At 63.2% G+C, this 16966-nt stretch carries 15 protein-coding genes; 4 read left to right on the forward strand and 11 right to left on the reverse strand.

The genetic code is table 11. From position 1 onward, the window contains the following. Positions 1-93: 93 nt before the first annotated feature. The 10 genes from topA to yajC all read right to left on the reverse strand — a co-directional run bounded on the left by topA (position 94) and on the right by yajC (position 11192). Entirely contained in the window at positions 94-2673 is a 2580-nt protein-coding gene (gene topA / locus G391_RS0110060; RefSeq protein WP_029087405.1) for a type I DNA topoisomerase, read from the reverse strand. Positions 2674-3006: 333 nt separating this feature from the next. Continuing rightward, positions 3007-4098 (reverse strand): DNA-processing protein DprA, encoded by a 1092-nt coding sequence (gene dprA / locus G391_RS0110070; RefSeq protein ID WP_029087406.1) that lies wholly within the window; start codon positions 4096-4098, stop codon positions 3007-3009. Then, positions 4095-4712 (reverse strand): glycerol-3-phosphate 1-O-acyltransferase PlsY, encoded by a 618-nt coding sequence (gene plsY, locus G391_RS0110075; protein ID WP_029087407.1) that lies wholly within the window; start codon positions 4710-4712, stop codon positions 4095-4097. The genes dprA and plsY overlap by 4 nt, the downstream gene beginning before the upstream one ends. Before the next feature lie 93 nt (positions 4713-4805). After that, positions 4806-6107, reverse strand: coding sequence for a dihydroorotase (gene pyrC / locus G391_RS0110080; RefSeq protein WP_029087408.1), 1302 nt, complete (start codon positions 6105-6107; stop codon positions 4806-4808). Then, positions 6104-7087, reverse strand: coding sequence for an aspartate carbamoyltransferase catalytic subunit (locus G391_RS0110085; RefSeq protein ID WP_029087409.1), 984 nt, complete (start codon positions 7085-7087; stop codon positions 6104-6106). The genes pyrC and G391_RS0110085 overlap by 4 nt, the downstream gene beginning before the upstream one ends. 42 nt (positions 7088-7129) lie before the next feature. Continuing rightward, positions 7130-7504: a hypothetical protein gene (locus tag G391_RS14535; protein WP_051257289.1), complete on the reverse strand. Its 375-nt coding sequence runs from the start codon at positions 7502-7504 to the stop codon at positions 7130-7132. Between the two features lie 71 nt (positions 7505-7575). Continuing rightward, positions 7576-8196 carry a squalene/phytoene synthase family protein gene (locus G391_RS0110095; RefSeq protein WP_035304257.1) on the reverse strand — a complete coding sequence of 207 codons (621 nt, stop codon included), beginning with the start codon at positions 8194-8196 and terminating at the stop codon, positions 7576-7578. Between the two features lie 18 nt (positions 8197-8214). Continuing rightward, positions 8215-9225 carry a protein translocase subunit SecF gene (gene secF, locus G391_RS0110100; protein WP_029087411.1) on the reverse strand — a complete coding sequence of 337 codons (1011 nt, stop codon included), beginning with the start codon at positions 9223-9225 and terminating at the stop codon, positions 8215-8217. Between the two features lie 7 nt (positions 9226-9232). Next, positions 9233-10828, reverse strand: a complete 1596-nt coding sequence (gene secD / locus G391_RS0110105) for a protein translocase subunit SecD (protein ID WP_029087412.1) — start codon at positions 10826-10828, stop codon at positions 9233-9235. Between the two features lie 28 nt (positions 10829-10856). After that, positions 10857-11192, reverse strand: a complete 336-nt coding sequence (gene yajC, locus G391_RS0110110) for a preprotein translocase subunit YajC (RefSeq protein WP_051257290.1) — start codon at positions 11190-11192, stop codon at positions 10857-10859. A gap of 178 nt (positions 11193-11370) precedes the next feature. On the opposite strand from yajC, the gene G391_RS0110115 reads away from it, so the two are divergent. The 3 genes from G391_RS0110115 to G391_RS0110125 all read left to right on the forward strand — a co-directional run bounded on the left by G391_RS0110115 (position 11371) and on the right by G391_RS0110125 (position 13339). Continuing rightward, a complete protein-coding gene (locus tag G391_RS0110115; protein ID WP_029087414.1) occupies positions 11371-11829 on the forward strand; it encodes a RidA family protein in 459 nt (152 codons plus the stop codon). Then, the gene (locus tag G391_RS0110120) at positions 11826-12968 is read left to right on the forward strand and encodes a GNAT family N-acetyltransferase (protein ID WP_029087415.1); all 1143 of its coding nucleotides are present in this window, start codon (positions 11826-11828) and stop codon (positions 12966-12968) included. The genes G391_RS0110115 and G391_RS0110120 overlap by 4 nt, the downstream gene beginning before the upstream one ends. 62 nt (positions 12969-13030) lie before the next feature. After that, positions 13031-13339, forward strand: a complete 309-nt coding sequence (locus tag G391_RS0110125; protein ID WP_029087416.1) for a CsbD family protein — start codon at positions 13031-13033, stop codon at positions 13337-13339. On the opposite strand, the gene G391_RS0110130 is transcribed toward G391_RS0110125, so the two are convergent. Further along, the gene (locus tag G391_RS0110130) at positions 13336-15312 is read right to left on the reverse strand and encodes an acetyl-CoA carboxylase biotin carboxylase subunit (RefSeq protein ID WP_029087417.1); all 1977 of its coding nucleotides are present in this window, start codon (positions 15310-15312) and stop codon (positions 13336-13338) included. The two genes, G391_RS0110125 and G391_RS0110130, sit on opposite strands and share 4 nt — an antisense overlap. A gap of 128 nt (positions 15313-15440) precedes the next feature. Between G391_RS0110130 and G391_RS0110135 the strand changes: the two genes are divergently transcribed. Further along, the gene (locus G391_RS0110135) at positions 15441-16955 is read left to right on the forward strand and encodes a hypothetical protein (RefSeq protein WP_029087418.1); all 1515 of its coding nucleotides are present in this window, start codon (positions 15441-15443) and stop codon (positions 16953-16955) included. Positions 16956-16966 lie beyond the last annotated feature (11 nt).

Below are 16966 nucleotides of genomic sequence, written 5' to 3' on the forward strand. Positions count from 1 at the left end.
CACGCCTCCGACATAGGAACGGTGAGCCTGATATGGTAAATCAGACGTAAATCGGAAAGCGCCCAGACGGAATCGCCCACAGGTCTTTCCAGATCAGCCGGTGGCCTTCTTGGCCTTTGACCCCGATTTTGGCTTCGCAGCTTTTGGCTTGGCCGCCTTGGCTGCTCGAGCCGGCTTCTTGGTGGGGCCTTTGGCAGCCTTGGCTGCGATCAACTGCACCGCCTGTCCCAAGGTCACCTCTGCGGGATCTACCCCCTTCGGCAGGGTGGCATTGACCTTGCCGGACTTGACGTAGGGGCCAAACCGGCCCGGCATGACCTGAACCTGTTCACCCGTTTCGGGATGGGGCCCGAGATCCTTCAGGGCCGTTGTGGAACCGCCCCCGCGACGTCCCGCCCGCTTCTCGGCCAGCAAGGCCACGGCCCGGTTCAGGCCGATATCAAAGACCTCCTGGATATCCCCCAGATTTGCATAGGTGCCGGCATGGGCCACGAACGGGCCGTAGCGGCCCAGACCTGCGGTAATCGGCTTGCCGTCCTCGGGATGAGCGCCAACCTCCCGCGGCAGGCTAAGCAGGCGCAGCGCCTGCTCAAGGTCCAATGAGGTTGGGGACCAGCCCTTGGGCAGAGACGAGCGTTTTGGCTTATCGCCCTCCGACGGGGTTTCAACATACCAGCCAAAACGACCGTTCTTGAGCGTGATCGGTTGTCCGGTTGCCGGATCGGTGCCCAGTTCGCGATCGCCGCTGTCCTGTCCCTCTGCGCCCTCGGCATCGGCCGGCTGTCCAATGGGTCGGGTGTACTTGCACTCCGGATAGTTCGAACAGCCGATGAAGGCCCCAAAGCGGCTGGTCTTCAGGCTCAGCTGACCTTCGCCACACCTCGGGCAAAGCCTGGGGTCAGACCCGTCGGCCTTCTCGGGAAATATATGTGGACCTAGGGCTTCGTTCAGGTGATCCAGAATCACCGATGTCCGCAGCTCGCCTGCCGCCTGGGTGGCCGCGTGGAAATCGGTCCAGAAGCGACGCAGCAGGACCTTCCAGTCGAGGTCACCCGAGGATACTTCATCCAGCTGGGTTTCGAGTGCAGCGGTGAAATCGTATTCCACCCAACGCGCGAAGAACTGCTCAAGGAAGGCCGTCACCAGCCTGCCCTTGTCCTCCGGCACGAAGCGTTGGCGTTCCATGCGCACATACTCGCGGTCGCGCAGCGTCGTGAGCGTGGAAGCGTAGGTTGACGGTCGGCCGATCCCCAGCTCTTCCATCTTCTTGACCAGGCTGGCTTCCGAATAGCGCGGTGGCGGTTCGGTGAAGTGCTGATCGGCCCGGGCGGCCTCTATCTTGGCCGAGGCCCCTTCGCGAACAGCCGGCAGACGACCGCCCTCCTCGTCATCGGCGTCGTCCTTGCCCTCTTCATACACCGCCAGATAGCCGTCGAAGGTCACCACCTGGCCTGTCGCCCTCAGCCCAGTGAGTGCATCGGCTGTCTCAAGCTCGATCGTGGTGCGCTCGACCCGCGCGGCTTCCATCTGAGACGCCGCCATGCGTCGCCAGATCAGATCGTAAAGGCGCCGCAGGTCATCATCCAGGCGAAGGCTTTCTGGGCGGCGGGCCAGGCTGGTGGGGCGAATGGCCTCGTGCGCCTCCTGGGCGTTCTTCTGTTTGGACTTGTAGCGACGTGCTTCTTCGGGGAGGTAGGCGGCCCCATAATGGGACTTGATGACGTCACGCGCCTCGGCGAGCCCTTCGGGGGACACATCGACCCCGTCGGTCCGCATATAGGTGATCAGCCCCCCCTCACCATCGATACCTTCGTACAGCTTCTGCGCCGTCTGCATGGTGCGTTGAGCGGAGAAGCCGAGCTTGCGAGCCGCCTCCTGCTGTAGGGTTGAGGTCGTAAAGGGCGGCGGGGGCGAGCGCCGTGCCGGCTTTTTCTCAACTGAGCGAATCGTGAAGGTTCCGGCCTCCACCGCCGCTTTCGCGACAAGGGCCGAGGCCTCGTTGTTCAGGTCGAACTTGGTAAGCTTCTTTCCGCCGTGGGTGACCAGCCGTGCGAGGAAGGGCGGGCCTTCCGCCGTAATGTCCGCCTCGACGGTCCAGTATTCCTGGGCGCGAAATTTCTCGATCTCGATCTCACGATCAACAATCAGCCTGAGCGCCACCGATTGAACACGACCGGCCGAGCGGGCACCCGGCAGCTTGCGCCATAGCACCGGTGACAGGTTGAAACCCACCAGATAGTCGAGGGCTCGCCGCGCCAGGTAGGCGTCAACCAGCTCCATATCGATGGCCCGTGGATTGGCCATCGCCTCGGTCACAGCAGAACGGGTGATGGCGTTAAAGGTCACCCGCTCAACCGTCTTGTCCTTCAGGGCCCGTTTTTTGTTCAGGGCCTCAAGAATATGCCAACTGATCGCCTCCCCTTCACGGTCCGGGTCGGTGGCGAGGATCAGCCGGTCGGCATCCTTCACGGCGGCGGCGATGTCGGACAGCCGCTTCGAGGCCTTGGCGTCGACCTCCCATTCCATGGCGAAGTCGTCGTCGGGCCGGACCGAACCATCCTTGGGAGGCAGATCGCGGACGTGACCATAGGAAGCCAGGACAGTGTAATCCGGCCCCAGATACTTGTTGATCGTTTTGGCTTTCGCCGGGCTCTCGACGACGACGACGTTCATGCGGGGAAGCTGCGCCCTTCAAAAAGGAGCGGGAAAGTGGGGGCGACCACATGGCTTGTCAACAAAGCCCCCGATTTCGATGTGCGGGCGGGAAATCTGACGCTTGCGAATGCGGGTAAGGCGGGTTAGATCGTGATACAACCTTAGAGCGAGATCACTGATGCTGATGCCGACGGATCCTCTAAACCACATCGCAAGCTCTGCCACACACGACTACATCGCCGCGCTTACAGGGGAACTTGCTGACCTTGCTCGTTCGGCCGGCGATGACCGCCTTGCGCAGGTTCTGGACCTCGCCACCCAGTTTGCACAGCACCAGCCCGAGGCCCCAATCTAGTCTGACCTCGACACCGCCCCGTCGTGTCCCACCACGATCCGCCCAGCCAGGCTTAGCTCGAGCAGAATCCCAAGAACGGCTCCCGCAGATCCTCGGCTAAGCCGGATGAGGTCATCGCGGGCAATCGGCGTCGGGCCAACCAAGCCCAAGACCCTGTCAATCAGGGCCTGATCCGACGTCTCCACGTCAGCGACGTCGTAGACAGGCGCGGGCTCGAACAGGCCGCGGGGCCGCTCTATCGCGCGTAGAACATCATCGAGCCCCGCGCAAAGAGACGCGCCTTGCCGAATAAGGTCATTGGTCCCCGCGCACCGAGGATCGAGCGGCGATCCGGGTACAGCCAGCACCTCTCGCCCCTGCTCGGCGGCCAGCCGGGCCGTAATCAGGGAGCCCGACCGAAGCTCAGCCTCAACCACGACCACGGCGCGCACCAGACCGGAAATGATACGATTGCGCCGTGGGAAGTCGCGCGCCTGAGCACGATGACCTATCGGACTTTCGGACAGGACACAGCCTTCCTGGATCAATCGCTGATACAGGCCCGCATTGTCGGCTGGATAGACGTCATCTACGCCGCCGCCGAGGACCGCCACGGTACCGGTCCGCAGGCTTCCGAGATGAGCAGCGGCATCAACGCCTCGCGCCATGCCGGATACGACGACCAGACCGGCCCCGCCGATTTCAACGGCCAGACCCTGAGCGAACCGCTGACCCGCAGCCGACGCGATGCGGGCACCGACAAGGGCGATGCTGTCGCGCTGCAGCAGGTCGAGATGCCCGCGCGCCCATAGGACACTAGGGCCTCCCTCTAAGGTCGCCAGACTTGCCGGATAGGCGTCGTCGCCCTGGACGATCAGATGAGCCCCCAGGGCCTCGCCGGCGTCGATCTCTCGTGCGATCTGGTCTGGCGAGGGTGTTTTCGGTTTCTGCCCTCCTGCGCGGCGCGCTAACTCAGGCAACCGTTCCAGTGCAGCCTGAGCACTTCCCTCACGTCGCAGCAGTTGCTGGAACGTAACTGGCCCAACCCGCTCCGTTCGCGCCAGAGTCAGGCGCGCGATGCGTTCCTCAGGGGTGAGCCTATCGGTCACCTACTCGTGCCGAAGCGGGGCTCCTGCCCCCGGATCAGGCGCCCGATATTCTCCTGATGCCGAAAGAATATCAGCGTTGCCATGGCCGCGATCAGAATGATGCTCGGGCCAGGGAGCCCCAGCGCCAAGCCAACGAACGGGGCTGTTGCCGCCGCTACAAGGGCGGAAAGGGAAGAGATGCGCGACAGCGCAAAGACGCCGATCCAGACCCCCGCCACGATCAGCCCTGTTGGCCAGGCCAGAGCAAGAAGGACGCCGAAAAAGGTCGCGACGCCCTTGCCGCCCTTGAAGGCGAGCCAGACTGGAAACAGGTGACCGAAGAAGGCCGCACCGCCGGCAATAGCCGTCACGGCTTCATTGTCGAAAAGACAGCGGGCCAGAAGCACGGCGGCGGCGCCCTTGCCGGCATCCAGAACCAGTGTTGCCAAGGCCAGTTCCTTGCGACCAGTCCTCAGCACATTGGTTGCGCCGATATTGCCGGAGCCAATCGAACGTACATCCCCTGCCCCGCCCAGACGGGTCACGATCAGGCCGAAGGGAATGGAGCCCAGGAGATAGGCTCCCACGACCACCAGCAGTAACGTCCACACGGCCACGCCCGCCAGATCAGCCATCATCCCTCCGCACTGTGACCCAGGTTTGCGAATAGCACTTTGACGGGAGTCCAGCCAACAGCCATGCCGGCCGGCACACCGTGCAGCCGGATATCAGGCCTGGCCGTCCCGCCATACGACCTGACCGCCGGCGACCGTCATCAGGATGCGTCCCTGAAGTCGCCGCCCGTCGAAGCAGGTATTCTTCGAGCGGGAAATCAGTCGGTCCGCGTCAACAACGATGGGGGCATCCACATCAAAGAGCACCAGATCCGCCGGTGCCCCGACGCTCACACGCCCAGCTTCCAGGCCGATCAGATCCGCCGGACCCACCGTCAGCGGACGCAAGACATCCAGGAGATCGATCCCGGCCTCATGGTGCAGGGTCAGCGCGCCGGCCAACAGCGTTTCAAGACCTATCGAGCCAGGCTCCGCTTCGGCGAAGGGCAATCGCTTGCCCTCTGCCGGGACCGGCGTGTGAGCCGAGACGATGGCATCGATGAGCCCGTCGCGGACCGCCTCAACCATGGCCAGGCGATCCCTCTCCGGCCTGAGCGGCGGGTTCAACCGCATGAAGGTGCGATAGTCCCCGATGTCGACCTCATTGAAGCAGAGGTGATTGATCGAGACAGTCGCCGCGACCTCCACGCCTCGGCTGCGTGCGCGCGCCAGAACATCGAGGGCTTCGGACGTAGTGATCTGATCGACCAGAAACCGCACGCCCGTGCTCTCAGCCAGGGCCAGATCGCGCTCAAGCCCCATGCGTTCGGCGATGGCCGGCGCACTCGGCAAGCCCATCCGTGAGGCCAGTTCGCCACTTGTGGCTGATGCGCCTTGCGTCAGAAAAGGGTCGGCGGGCCGGTGGGCGATCAAGGCGTCGAAGGCCCCGGCATAGGCCATCACCCGGCGCAACACCCGGCTATCTGCGATGACCTGATCGGCGTCGGTGAAATAGGCGGCCCCCGCCTCGGCCATAAGACCGATCTCGGCCAGGGCTTGCCCCTTGAGGCCCTGGGTCAGAGCGCCGGCCGCCAGGACTCGAACCGATTTGAGATCGCGCCCGCGACGCATGAGAAAGTCGACGAGCGCCGGCTCATCGACGGCCGGATTCGTGTCCGGCTGCAGAACGATGGTCGTCACACCGCCGGCCGCGGCAGCGTCTGCCGCCGAACGAAGCGTCTCTCTCGTCTCAGTCCCCGGCTCGCCGGTCCTGACTCTCAGGTCAATGAGGCCTGGCGAGAGCGCAGCCCCCTCGCAATCGATCACACGGGCGTCTGTGACACGCTCTACAAAAGAGGGTTGGCGTTCGACCGCCTCAATCAGACCGTCGCGGGCCAAGACACAGCCAGGCCCGTCATAGCCGCTGGCCGGGTCGACGAGACGGGCGTTTATGAACGCGATGCCGCGACCGCTCACTGCCCTGCCTCCATTCTTTCCGCCAAAGAGGCCAGCACGGCCATGCGCAGGGCTACGCCCGCCTCGACCTGATCCGAAATCAGGGACACGGCAGGATCATCGGCCACGCCGGAATCGATCTCGACCCCCCGATTCATCGGGCCGGGATGCATGACTTTGACGCCGGGTGCCGCGTGGGCCAGCTTGTCGGCATCCAGCCCCCAGAAGCGGAAATACTCGCGCGTGGAGGGGACGTAGGCCCCGCTCATCCGTTCGCGCTGGAGCCGAAGCATCATCACGACATCGACCCCTGAGATGCCCTGGATCATATCGGTGAACACCTGGCCACCCCAACGGTCAACTTCGGACGGCAGCAAGGTCGGCGGAGCGACCAAACGCACCTCGCAACCCATGGCCTGCAGCAGGGCGACGTTCGATCGCGCGACCCGGCTGTGCTGAATGTCGCCACAGATCGCCACGGACAGCGACCCAACATCCGCTCCAAAGGCCCGTCGCAACGTCAGCAGATCAAGCAATGCCTGGGTGGGATGTTCGTGTTGGCCATCACCGGCGTTGATCACCGAGCACCCGACTTTACGCGAGAGCAGCTCTGCCGCCCCCGATCCCCAGTGCCGGACCACCAGAAGGTCAGGCCGCATGGCAGCAAGGGTGGACGCCGTGTCGATCAACGTCTCGCCCTTGGCGACCGACGAGGCCCCGACAGCCATGTTGATGACATCTGCCCCCAACCGCTTTCCGGCGATCTCGAACGACCCCTGTGTGCGCGTCGAGTTCTCGAAAAACAGATTGATCAGGGTTCGCCCGCGCAACAGGTCCAGGCTCTTTGCGGACTGCCGCCCGAATTCGAGAAAGGCGTCTGCAAGATCAAGAAGAGCGTCGACGTCTGGCCGCTCCAGATCAACGGCGGACAGGAGATGAGCGCGCGGAAACGGAAACAGCCGGGCGCGGATCGTGTCGGAAACGTCTGCGGGCTGGGTCATCGAGACGCGGCTATAGGGTGCGAAATGCCTCTCGGCTAGGCCCTATTCGATCCTGACATTCAGACTGTAGGTCGCATTCCCGCGCGTTGAGCCTACGACGATCAGATATTGACCGGCACTGGCCAGACGACGCGACCAGGCCGTGGTGTCAGCTTCGGTACCGCGCACTGGCCGCGCGTGAAACGTCCAGATGTCCAATTCGTCCTGGGAATAATGGGTGCCCGGCGGATAGATCTGGAACGCCACATTGTCTTCGAGACCGGACACGCTCACCGTCATCGTCTGGCCGGCGGAAGCGTTGATTGGATAGATGTCACGGTCCCCGCGCACCACCGCGCCTTCGAGGGTCGCGTCGATCGCACCCCGCGTGAACTGGATGGGAGATCGCTCATCCGCGGCGCTCGCGCCCGCTGACAAGCAGACTATAGCCAGCGCGACAAACGCTAGTCCTCGTATCGGCATCGCTAGTCCCTCCCAGGAGCCAGGCCCTATACACGCCCCACGAATGCGGCCCCGGCAAGGCGCAAACGCTTGATCGCCTCGGGGGCCGCGGGATCGCGTAAGGCCGCATGGGCCACCGCGGGAAAGGCACGAACCGGCAGCCCTCGCAGTCCCCGGTTGGCCTCCGGTCGCAGACGAGCGGCCTCATCGAACCGCCCCGTCTGGGTCAGCCCCCAGACCTCCCCGGCCTTCTCCGTGGAGGCGGTGTCGCCCGGGCCTCCAAGAATCCGGACCGCCTCGCGCATCGGCCCTACGAAGAAGGCACCAAGATTGTGCGGCTGGTCCTGTATCCGACCGACATGGGCCTCGATGAGCGCGTCCAACACCGCGCGTTGCACGCCGTGGGCTCGCACGACGCTCGATAGTCGCTCCAGAACAGGATGGCCTTTCCGCGGCTCGCCGGCGAATACGCCATCCAGCTGATCCGACCACCATGTGTAGCGCATCTGTGCCAGCAAGGGCTGGCTGACCTTGGCCGGGATGGCCATCAGTTCAGCCTCGAAGGCGTAGAGGGTGATCAGATCGCGACGCAGACGCTCATCGGCGACCAGTCGACTGGAGGCCCAGCGGTCGAAGTCCGATGCCCGAACCTGGGCGTCCAAATCCATTCGTCGGATAACCTGCGGTCAGGGCCGGGAGGCCATCCCTAGCTTGACCGGCTCGGGCTCATCGTCGTCTGCCGCTGCGCCGCGCTTGACACCCCACAACAGGATGATCGGCACCCCGACGTAGATCGACGAATAGGTTCCGAAAATGATCCCGAAGATCAGCGCCACCGAGAAGCCGAAGAGGGTTTCGCCACCCAGCAAGGCCAACGCCGTCAAGGCCATCAAGGCGGTCACCCCTGTGATGATGGTCCGGCTCAGGGTCTCATTGATCGACAGATCGATGACGTCGCGCAGAGGCATCCTCTTGTATTTGCGTAGATTTTCACGAAGGCGGTCGAAGACGACGACGGTGTCGTTCATCGAATAGCCTATGACCGTCAGAACGGCGGCCACCGCCGTCAGGGTGAACTCCATCTTGGTGACGGCAAACAGTCCGAACACCAGAATGACGTCGTGGAACAGGCCCACCACGGCGCCCAGACCGAACTGCCATTCAAATCGGAACCAGATGTAGAGCATCATCAGCCCGATCGCGACGAGCAGGGCGACGATGCCGCCAACAAAGAGTTCGCCCGAGACCTTGGGACCGACCACTTCCTGACGGGTGAACTGGATATTCTCGCCCAGGGCCGCCTGCAGCGCAGCCTCGGCCTGATCGACAGCCACAGGCCCCGCCACGCCCTGAGGCGGCTGGAAACGAACCATGGCGTGATAGCGACCCGATGGGTCTGACGAGGTGCCGTAGTTCTGAACCTGGACATCCTGGCGTCCCTGGGTGTCCGATAGGGCTTCGCGCGCCGCCGCCAGGTCCACGGGTGTCTGGCCCGTATCGACCTCAATCAGAACGCCGCCCGTAAAGTCCACGCCACAGTTCAAGCCGCCACACGGGGGCGAGAACGGCGTCAACGCGAGATAGAGCGATCCGATCACGGCGATGATCGACAATACCGCCATGGGCTTGGCGTATTTGACGAACTTAAAGTTCGTCTGGATCGGGACGATCTTGATGAGGGGCCACCAGTTGCTCATGTCCGCCTCATACAATCGGCAGGGTCTTGGGTCGCGCCACGCGCACCCAGATACCAAGAAGGATTTGGGAGATCATCACGGCTGTGAAGACCGAGGTGATGACACCGATCGACAGGGTCCAGGCAAAGCCCTGAACTGGTCCTGATCCGAAGAAGAACATGATCCAGGCGGCGATTAGGGTGGTCAGGTTGGCGTCGACGATGGTGACCCAGGCGCGCGCAAAGCCAGCATCCATGGCCAGGACCGCCGACTTGCCTGCCCTCGCTTCATCACGCATGCGCTCATAGATGATGACGTTGGCGTCAACGGCCATGGCGAGGGTCAAAATCAGACCCGCGATCCCCGGCAAGGACAGGCTGGCCTGGATCATCGACATGGCGGCGATGATCAGCACGCCATTGACCAGAAGCGCGACCACCGAAATCCCGCCGAACAGGAAGCCATAGGTCACGATCATAAAGGCGAGAACCAGCACGAAGGCGACGGCGGTGGCGATCGCACCCCCACGAACGGCGTCAGCCCCGAGCTCGGCACCGACCACGCGGCGCTCCTCAACGGTCAGCTCGACCGGCAAGGCCCCGGCGTTCAGCAGGGTCACCATTTCCGTCGCACGATCAATGCCGCCAACGCCTGAGATCTGTCCGTTGCCGCCGGGAATGGGCTCACGAATGTTGGCCAGGGAGACGATCTCTCCGTCTAGCAGAATGGCAAAAGACCGCCCGACGTTGCGGGTGGTGTAGTCGCCGAAGATCCGGGCCCCCTCCCCGTTGAACTGAAGACCAACGGCAGGTTGATTGTTCTGATCATAGGCGACCGATGAGTTGGTCAGCATGTCGCCAGTCAGAAGCGGACGCTCACGCAGCAAACGCGGCTGGCCGTCCTGGTCGGTGACAACCATCCAGCCGTAAGGCGGGCGACCGGACTGAAGAGCTTCGACGATCCGGTCGCTATCGTCGACCTCATGGAAGGTCAGACGAGCTGTCTGACCGATCAGACGCTCCATTTCCGCAGGATCGCTGACGCCCGGGGCGGTCACGACGATCCGGTCCGCACCTTGGCGCACAGGGTTGATCTCGTTGGTGCCGGTGGCATCGAGACGCCGACGGACCACCTCGAGTGAACGGGCCACAGCGTCCGAGGCCTCACGCGCGAACTGGGCTTCGGTGAAGCCGAGACTGACGACGCCGCCGTCCTGGGCGCGAACGGTGAAATTGGTCTGGCCGGGATTGTTCGGATCAGGGCGAACCAAGCCGCGCAGTTCGGTCAAGGCGCGATCATACTGGCTTGGGTTGGTGATCCGAACCGTAACGCCCATGGCCCCACGGACCGGACGATCATGGGCCACATCGATCCGGTTCAAGGTCGTCTCGACGTCCTCGGCCAGATTGGCGATGCGCTGAACCTTGAGCGCATCAACATCGGCTTCCAGCAGCAGATAGGAGCCGCCGCGCAGGTCAAGGCCAAGGTTCAGGGCATTGTGCGGGAGCCAGCCGGGCAGCGCATCGCGCTGTTCGCGGGTCAACAGGTTCGGCATGGCGAACAGAAGACCCAGCACCGCCGCCAGAATGACGACCACAAATTTCCATCGAGCTAGCTGCAGCATGGCGAGCGCCCGGCTCCGTTTCTAGGGATCAGGACTTGTCGTTGGCGGCAGCGATTTCGCCCTTGCCGCGGACTTCGGCGACCATGTTCTTGAGAACGCGGACATTCACGCCTTGGGAAATCTCGACCATGGCCTCCTGGTCTTCGACGCGAGTGACCTTGCCAATCATGCCGTTGGACAGGACGACCGTGTCGCCGCGCTTGATCGCCGATACCGATTCCGCATGCGCCTTGGCCCGACGCTGCTGCGGGCGGATCAGCAGGAAGTAGAACAGGATGAAGACGACGATGAACGGCGCGAAGTTGACGAGAATCGCGAGCAGGCCACCTTCAGGGGCGGCACCAGAAGCCGGGTTCGCGGACATGAAGTCTCCGAGAAAGATCAGATAAGCGCCGGCCCCCGCCCGCGCTGGAATAAGGGAGGCCGGAAACTAGGGGGCGTTGTCCGGATTTGCAACGCGGAGGCCATGTAGAATTCGCGGCACCCTTTCGCGACCGGCTTTGGCGGGCTAAACCGCCGCCGCAAATCACGAGGAGCTGACCATGTCTGTTGCGGATCGCCTGAAGGAACTGGGTATTGACCTGCCGCCGCCGGCCGCCGCCGTCGCCAACTACGTCCCCTTCATGCGTTCGGGCAACCTTCTGCACATCGCCGGTCAGCTCTCGAACGACGCATCGGGCGGCGTAAAGGGCACCGTCGGGGTCGACGTGGACATCGACCAGGCTGTCCACGCGGCCAAGCTGTCGGGGATCAATCTTCTGGCACAGATGAATGCGGCCCTTGAAGGCGACCTCGACCGGGTGACGCGGATCGTCAAGCTCGGCGGGTTTGTTCAGGCCGGACCGGATTTCATTGAGATCCCCAAAGTCATCAACGGCTGCTCGGACCTTATGGTCGAGGTCTTCGGCGAAGTCGGGCGCCATGCCCGCTCAGCCGTTGGTGTGTACAAGCTCCCGTTGGGCTTCGCCGTCGAGGTTGATGCGATCGTCGAGGTGCGGTGAGCCTGAACGCCCGTATTCACGGTTCAATCGCTGACATCGGGCGAGCCGACTGGGATCGGCTGGCCGCGCCGACCGGCGATCCCTTCGTCAGCTTTGATTTCCTGGACGCCTGCGAGGCGTCGGGCTGTGCCCAGCCGTCGAACGGTTGGGCCGCCCGTCACATTTCCCTGGTCGAGGCGGACGCCGTGGTCGGCGTCATGCCGCTCTATCTCAAGGGGCATAGCCAGGGCGAATACGTCTTTGACCACAGTTGGGCTGACGCCTTTGAGCGCGCCGGGGGCCAGTATTATCCCAAGCTGCTTGGGGGTGTGCCCTTTACGCCGGTTACCGGGCCTCGACTGATTGCCGAAAAGTGGGAGCAGAAGCGGGCCCTGCTCGGAGCTGCCGTGTCGCTGGTACAGCGGGACGGCCTGTCTTCACTCCATATCAATTTTGCTGACGACGCGGACCAAGGCCTACTGGTCGAGGCGGGGCTTCTGGCGCGTCAGGATCGTCAATTTATCTGGGAGAACAAAGGTTACGACAGCTTTGATGCCTATCTAAGCCACCTATCTTCAAGCCACCGCAAGACCATCCGGCGAGAGCGACGCGAGGCGACGCAGGACCTGGAGATTCGCATCCTGCGCGGGGACGCTTTGACCGAGGCGGTCTGGGATGCGTTCTACGCCTTCTATCTCGACACCGGCTCGCGCAAGTGGGGTCGCCCCTATCTCAATCGCGAGTTCTTTTCGCGGATTGGTGAACGAATGTCAGACCGGATCGCGCTGGTTCTTGCCTGTGATGCGGGACGACCGATCGCCGGGGCTTTGAATTTCATTGGGCGCGATGCCCTGTACGGACGACAGTGGGGCACCATCAGTCCCCGCCCCTTCCTGCATTTTGAGCTCTGCTACTATCAAGCCATCGAGCTCGCGATCGACTTAGGCCTGCCACGGGTCGAGGCGGGCGCTCAGGGAGATCACAAGCTCGCGCGCGGGTATCTGCCCCGAACGGTTCACTCGGCCCACTACATCGCTCACCCCGGCCTACGCAGGGCCGTGGCCGACTATCTTGAGCACGAGGGCCGGGCTGTCGCCGAAGAGGCTGTCGTCATGATCGAAAACTTTTCACCGTTTCGCAGACGCGGTACGACGCCCTGACGGAACGCTTCGCCTTTCGGCGCGCTTTCCGTTGGTGACAACGCCCTTGGAAAGGAAAGACCATGGACGCGAAGACTTCTGGGGCGATGACGAAGGCCCGCGGGACCGTTGAACGGGTGGCCGGTGAATCGCTCGGTGACGTCGGTCTGGAGCTGCGAGGCCGGGTGGACGAGATCAGGGGCAAGGCCGTGGAAGGCTACGGCTGGGCGGTCGATCAGGCCGAACGCCTGTCCCAGGACCTCCCGGACGAGTTCCGTGACGTGGCCGACAAGAGTGTCGATTTTGCGCGCCGCAAACCCTTGGTAACGACAGGCATCATCGCCGGCGTCCTGGCCCTGTTGTTCGGGGCTGCGGCCAGCCGTCGTCGTTAGGCGAACTCGATCAACACATCATCAGCGGCGACGCTGTCGCCGGCCTTGACCAGAACCGATTTCACCGTGGCATCACGCTCGGCACGAAGGATGTTCTGCATCTTCATGGCCTCGATGACGGCCACAGCCTGGCCGGCTTTGATGTCCTGGCCGGGCTCTACATCGACGGACACCATGAGCCCCGGCATCGGCGACAGGATCAACTTGGCGGTGTCGGGGGCCTTCCGTTCGGGTAGGCCGGCGTAGAAGCCGGCGACTTGCGGGCTGAGAACCCGAACCCGCTTGCGGGCGGCGCGATGGCGGATGTCATAGCCGTCGGCGCGTCGTTTGATCTCCACGGTAAAAGGCCGGCCATCCAGCGTGGCGGTGAGCTGCGGGAGGCCCGGTCGCCAGTCGGCATCCGCCATCAACACGACGCGGCCGTCATCATAGCGAATACCGAGGCCCTCCCCGGTCAGATCCAGGTGAACATCGTGGGTCGTCCCGTCGATCAATACGGTCCAGTCGAAGCGGTCCGGCGCATCCGTTCGAGCGCGTTCGAACGCATGCATCATGGCCGCAGACGCCACCATCACATCCAACTGGAACGGGTCAGGTTCAATGCCGTGGAAGCCGTCCGGAAACTCGTCCGCGATATAGCTGGTGGCCAACTCGCCTGACTGGAACCGAGTCTGATCCATCACCGCTGACAGGAAGGGCAAATTCTGGCCCACACCTTCGAGATGTGTCTCTTCCAGAGCGACCGCCATGCCCGCGATCGCGGTCGCGCGATCCGGTCCCCAAACACAGAGCTTGGCGATCATAGGGTCATAGAACATCGAGATTTCGTCGCCCTCCCGGACGCCGGAATCATTTCGCACCACAGTGCCATCGGCGCGTTCGCCCTCATCCGGCTTGCGATAGCGGCTCAGCCGCCCGATGGACGGCAGGAAGCCGCGATAGGGGTCTTCCGCATAGATCCGGCTTTCGATGGCCCAACCATGGATCGACAAATCGTCCTGCTTGAAGGCCAGTGGCTCGCCGGCGGCCGATCGGATCATCTGCTCAATCAGATCGACACCCGTGATCAGCTCGGTGACCGGATGTTCCACCTGAATTCGGGTGTTCATTTCGAGGAAATAGAAGGACCTGTCCTGGCCGGCGACAAACTCCACGGTCCCGGCCGAGTCATAGTTGACAGCCTTGGCCAGAGCGACGGCCTGCGCGCCCATGGCCATCCGAGTGGCCTCATCAAGTAGGGGGCTGGGGGCCTCCTCGATGACCTTCTGGTTTCGACGCTGAATCGAACACTCTCGCTCAAACAGGTGAACGACATGGCCGTGTTTGTCGCCCAGCACCTGGATCTCGATGTGGCGCGGGCTGACAATGAATTTCTCGAGAAAAACACGGTCGTCGCCGAAAGCGTTGCGGGCCTCAGCCTTCACCGCCGCAAAGCCCTCCGCCATGTCGGCGTCGGAATGGGCAACCCGGATACCTTTGCCGCCGCCACCCGCAGAGGCCTTGATCATGACCGGATAGCCGATCTCCGCCGCGATCCTGACGGCCTCCTCCGGCGTTTCGATCAGGCCCATGTGGCCCGGTACAGTGCTGACACCGGCGTCAGCGGCGAACTTTTTCGACGTAATCTTGTCGCCCATCGCCTCGATGGCTTCGGGGTTCGGACCGATGAAGGCGATGCCCTCGTCGCGTAGCCGACGCGCAAATTCGGCGTTTTCGGACAGGAAGCCAAAGCCGGGATGCACAGCCTCGGCACCCGTTTCTCGGACGGCCGCGATGATCTTGTCAGCCACAAGGTAGCTTTCAGCCGCAGGGGCCGGCCCGATGAAGACCGATTCGTTCGCTATCTCGACCGCCAGGCTGTCGGCGTCGGCTTCGGAATAGACCTGAACGGTGGAAATCCCCATCCGACGACAGGTCTTGATAATCCTGACCGCGATTTCGCCGCGATTGGCGATTAAGATCTTGCTGAACATAAAAACCCTTCGCGCGTTCGGCGAAAGGGCACGCCTAGCCCGATGGAACGTGCTTGGCAAACAGGCGCTCAATGAGGTTTAACCCGGGCCATTGCCCAAGACGTTCGTCCCGAAAGGACCCTACGCCTATGAAGACCCTTGCCCTTGCAGCCTCCGTGAGCCTCCTGGCTGTCACTGCAGCGAATGCTCAGGACTGGCGCGCCGCCGCTCAACAGGATGTCGAAGCCCTCCACCAGGAGATTCAGCAAAACCACCCGGCTCTCGTGACGGGCGGTGACGAAGCAGGCTTCGCCCAGCGACTCGCTTCAGGTTACGCTGAAGCGCGTGATCGCGCCGGGCGCGTACGCGATGCCGATGACTACGCCTTCACCATGCGTGGCTTTGCCCGCAGCCTGGAGGACACCAACATTACCTTCGACCCAAACTGGCAGACCCCGCCCCTCTGGGATGGCCAGCTTTGGAGCCAGATGACCACGGCCTGGCGCGATGGCCAGTATGTCGTGACCTGGGTTGATCCGTCCGCGCGCAACATGCCCAGCGTCGGAGCCACGCTGATTTCGTGCGGCGATCTGTCTGCTGAAGAGTTTGCACGCCAGCGGCTGGACCACTGGGAAGGCAATCTGGATCAGCCTGGCGACCGGGAACAGACCGCCCCCTATCTGTTCTGGGACCGCGGCAACCCGTTCATCGGGGGCCTTCCCGGCAGTTGCCGCTTTGCCAACAATGGGCGCGGTCGCGGTCGGGACTACACTCTGATCGGCACCTTCGCTCCCGAGCCTTCGCGCCGGGCCGCTTGGGCCTCAGCCGTTTACACCCCGCAGGTGCCCCTGGGCGTTGAGTCCTTCAATGGCGGCACCTGGATCCATCTGCATGACCTGACCCAAGGCAGTGCTTCTCAGGCCTTCCTGGCCCAGATCGACCAGCAGTTGGCGACCATCCAGGGCGGCAATGTGGTCATTGACCTGCGCGGCGCGCGTGCCGGTTCGGCAGCTCTGGGCTATTCCCTGGCGAACCGTCTGTGGGGCGTCGACTATCGTGTCTCGCAACAGCGGATCGAAGGTCAGATCGTCTATCGTGTCTCACCTGATAACCGGCAGTATTTCGTGGATACCCTGGGCCGTATGCAGGGCGATCCGGTCTTTGCGGCCAACTACCCCGGCGCCGTTCGTCAGATGCAGGATCTGATTGCCCAGTTTGATGCTGCCGCGGCGTCAGGCGCACAGACCTTCACCCAGCAGATCACCCCCCCCATCCCGGCTATCGAGGCTGCGGCTGTGGAAGGTGAAGAGGCAGCCGCGCCGGCTGAAGTCGCAACCCCAACCAGCGCCATGCGCGGCAATGTCGTCGTGCTGGTTGACGGCGGGTGCCGCAATGCCTGTCTGGATGTGGTCGACATGCTGGCCACCCTGCCAAATGTCAGGATCGCCGGGTCGCCGACGGGGGCCGACTCGATCCACTTCGAGCAAACCCGCGTCGCTCTTCCGTCCGGCCATGGCTATCTGAACTACGGCCACAAGACCTGGTTCGGACGTACCCGTGCATCCAATGTCGGCCATACGCCGGCGGGCGGGCTCGCCTATACGGGCAATCCGACGGACGAAGCTGCCGTGCGGGCGTGGGTTGGATCGCTCTTCGGCGGCTGATTCACACAGAC

The organism is Brevundimonas aveniformis DSM 17977, from assembly GCF_000428765.1.
In the GTDB taxonomy this organism is placed as follows: domain Bacteria; phylum Pseudomonadota; class Alphaproteobacteria; order Caulobacterales; family Caulobacteraceae; genus Brevundimonas; species Brevundimonas aveniformis.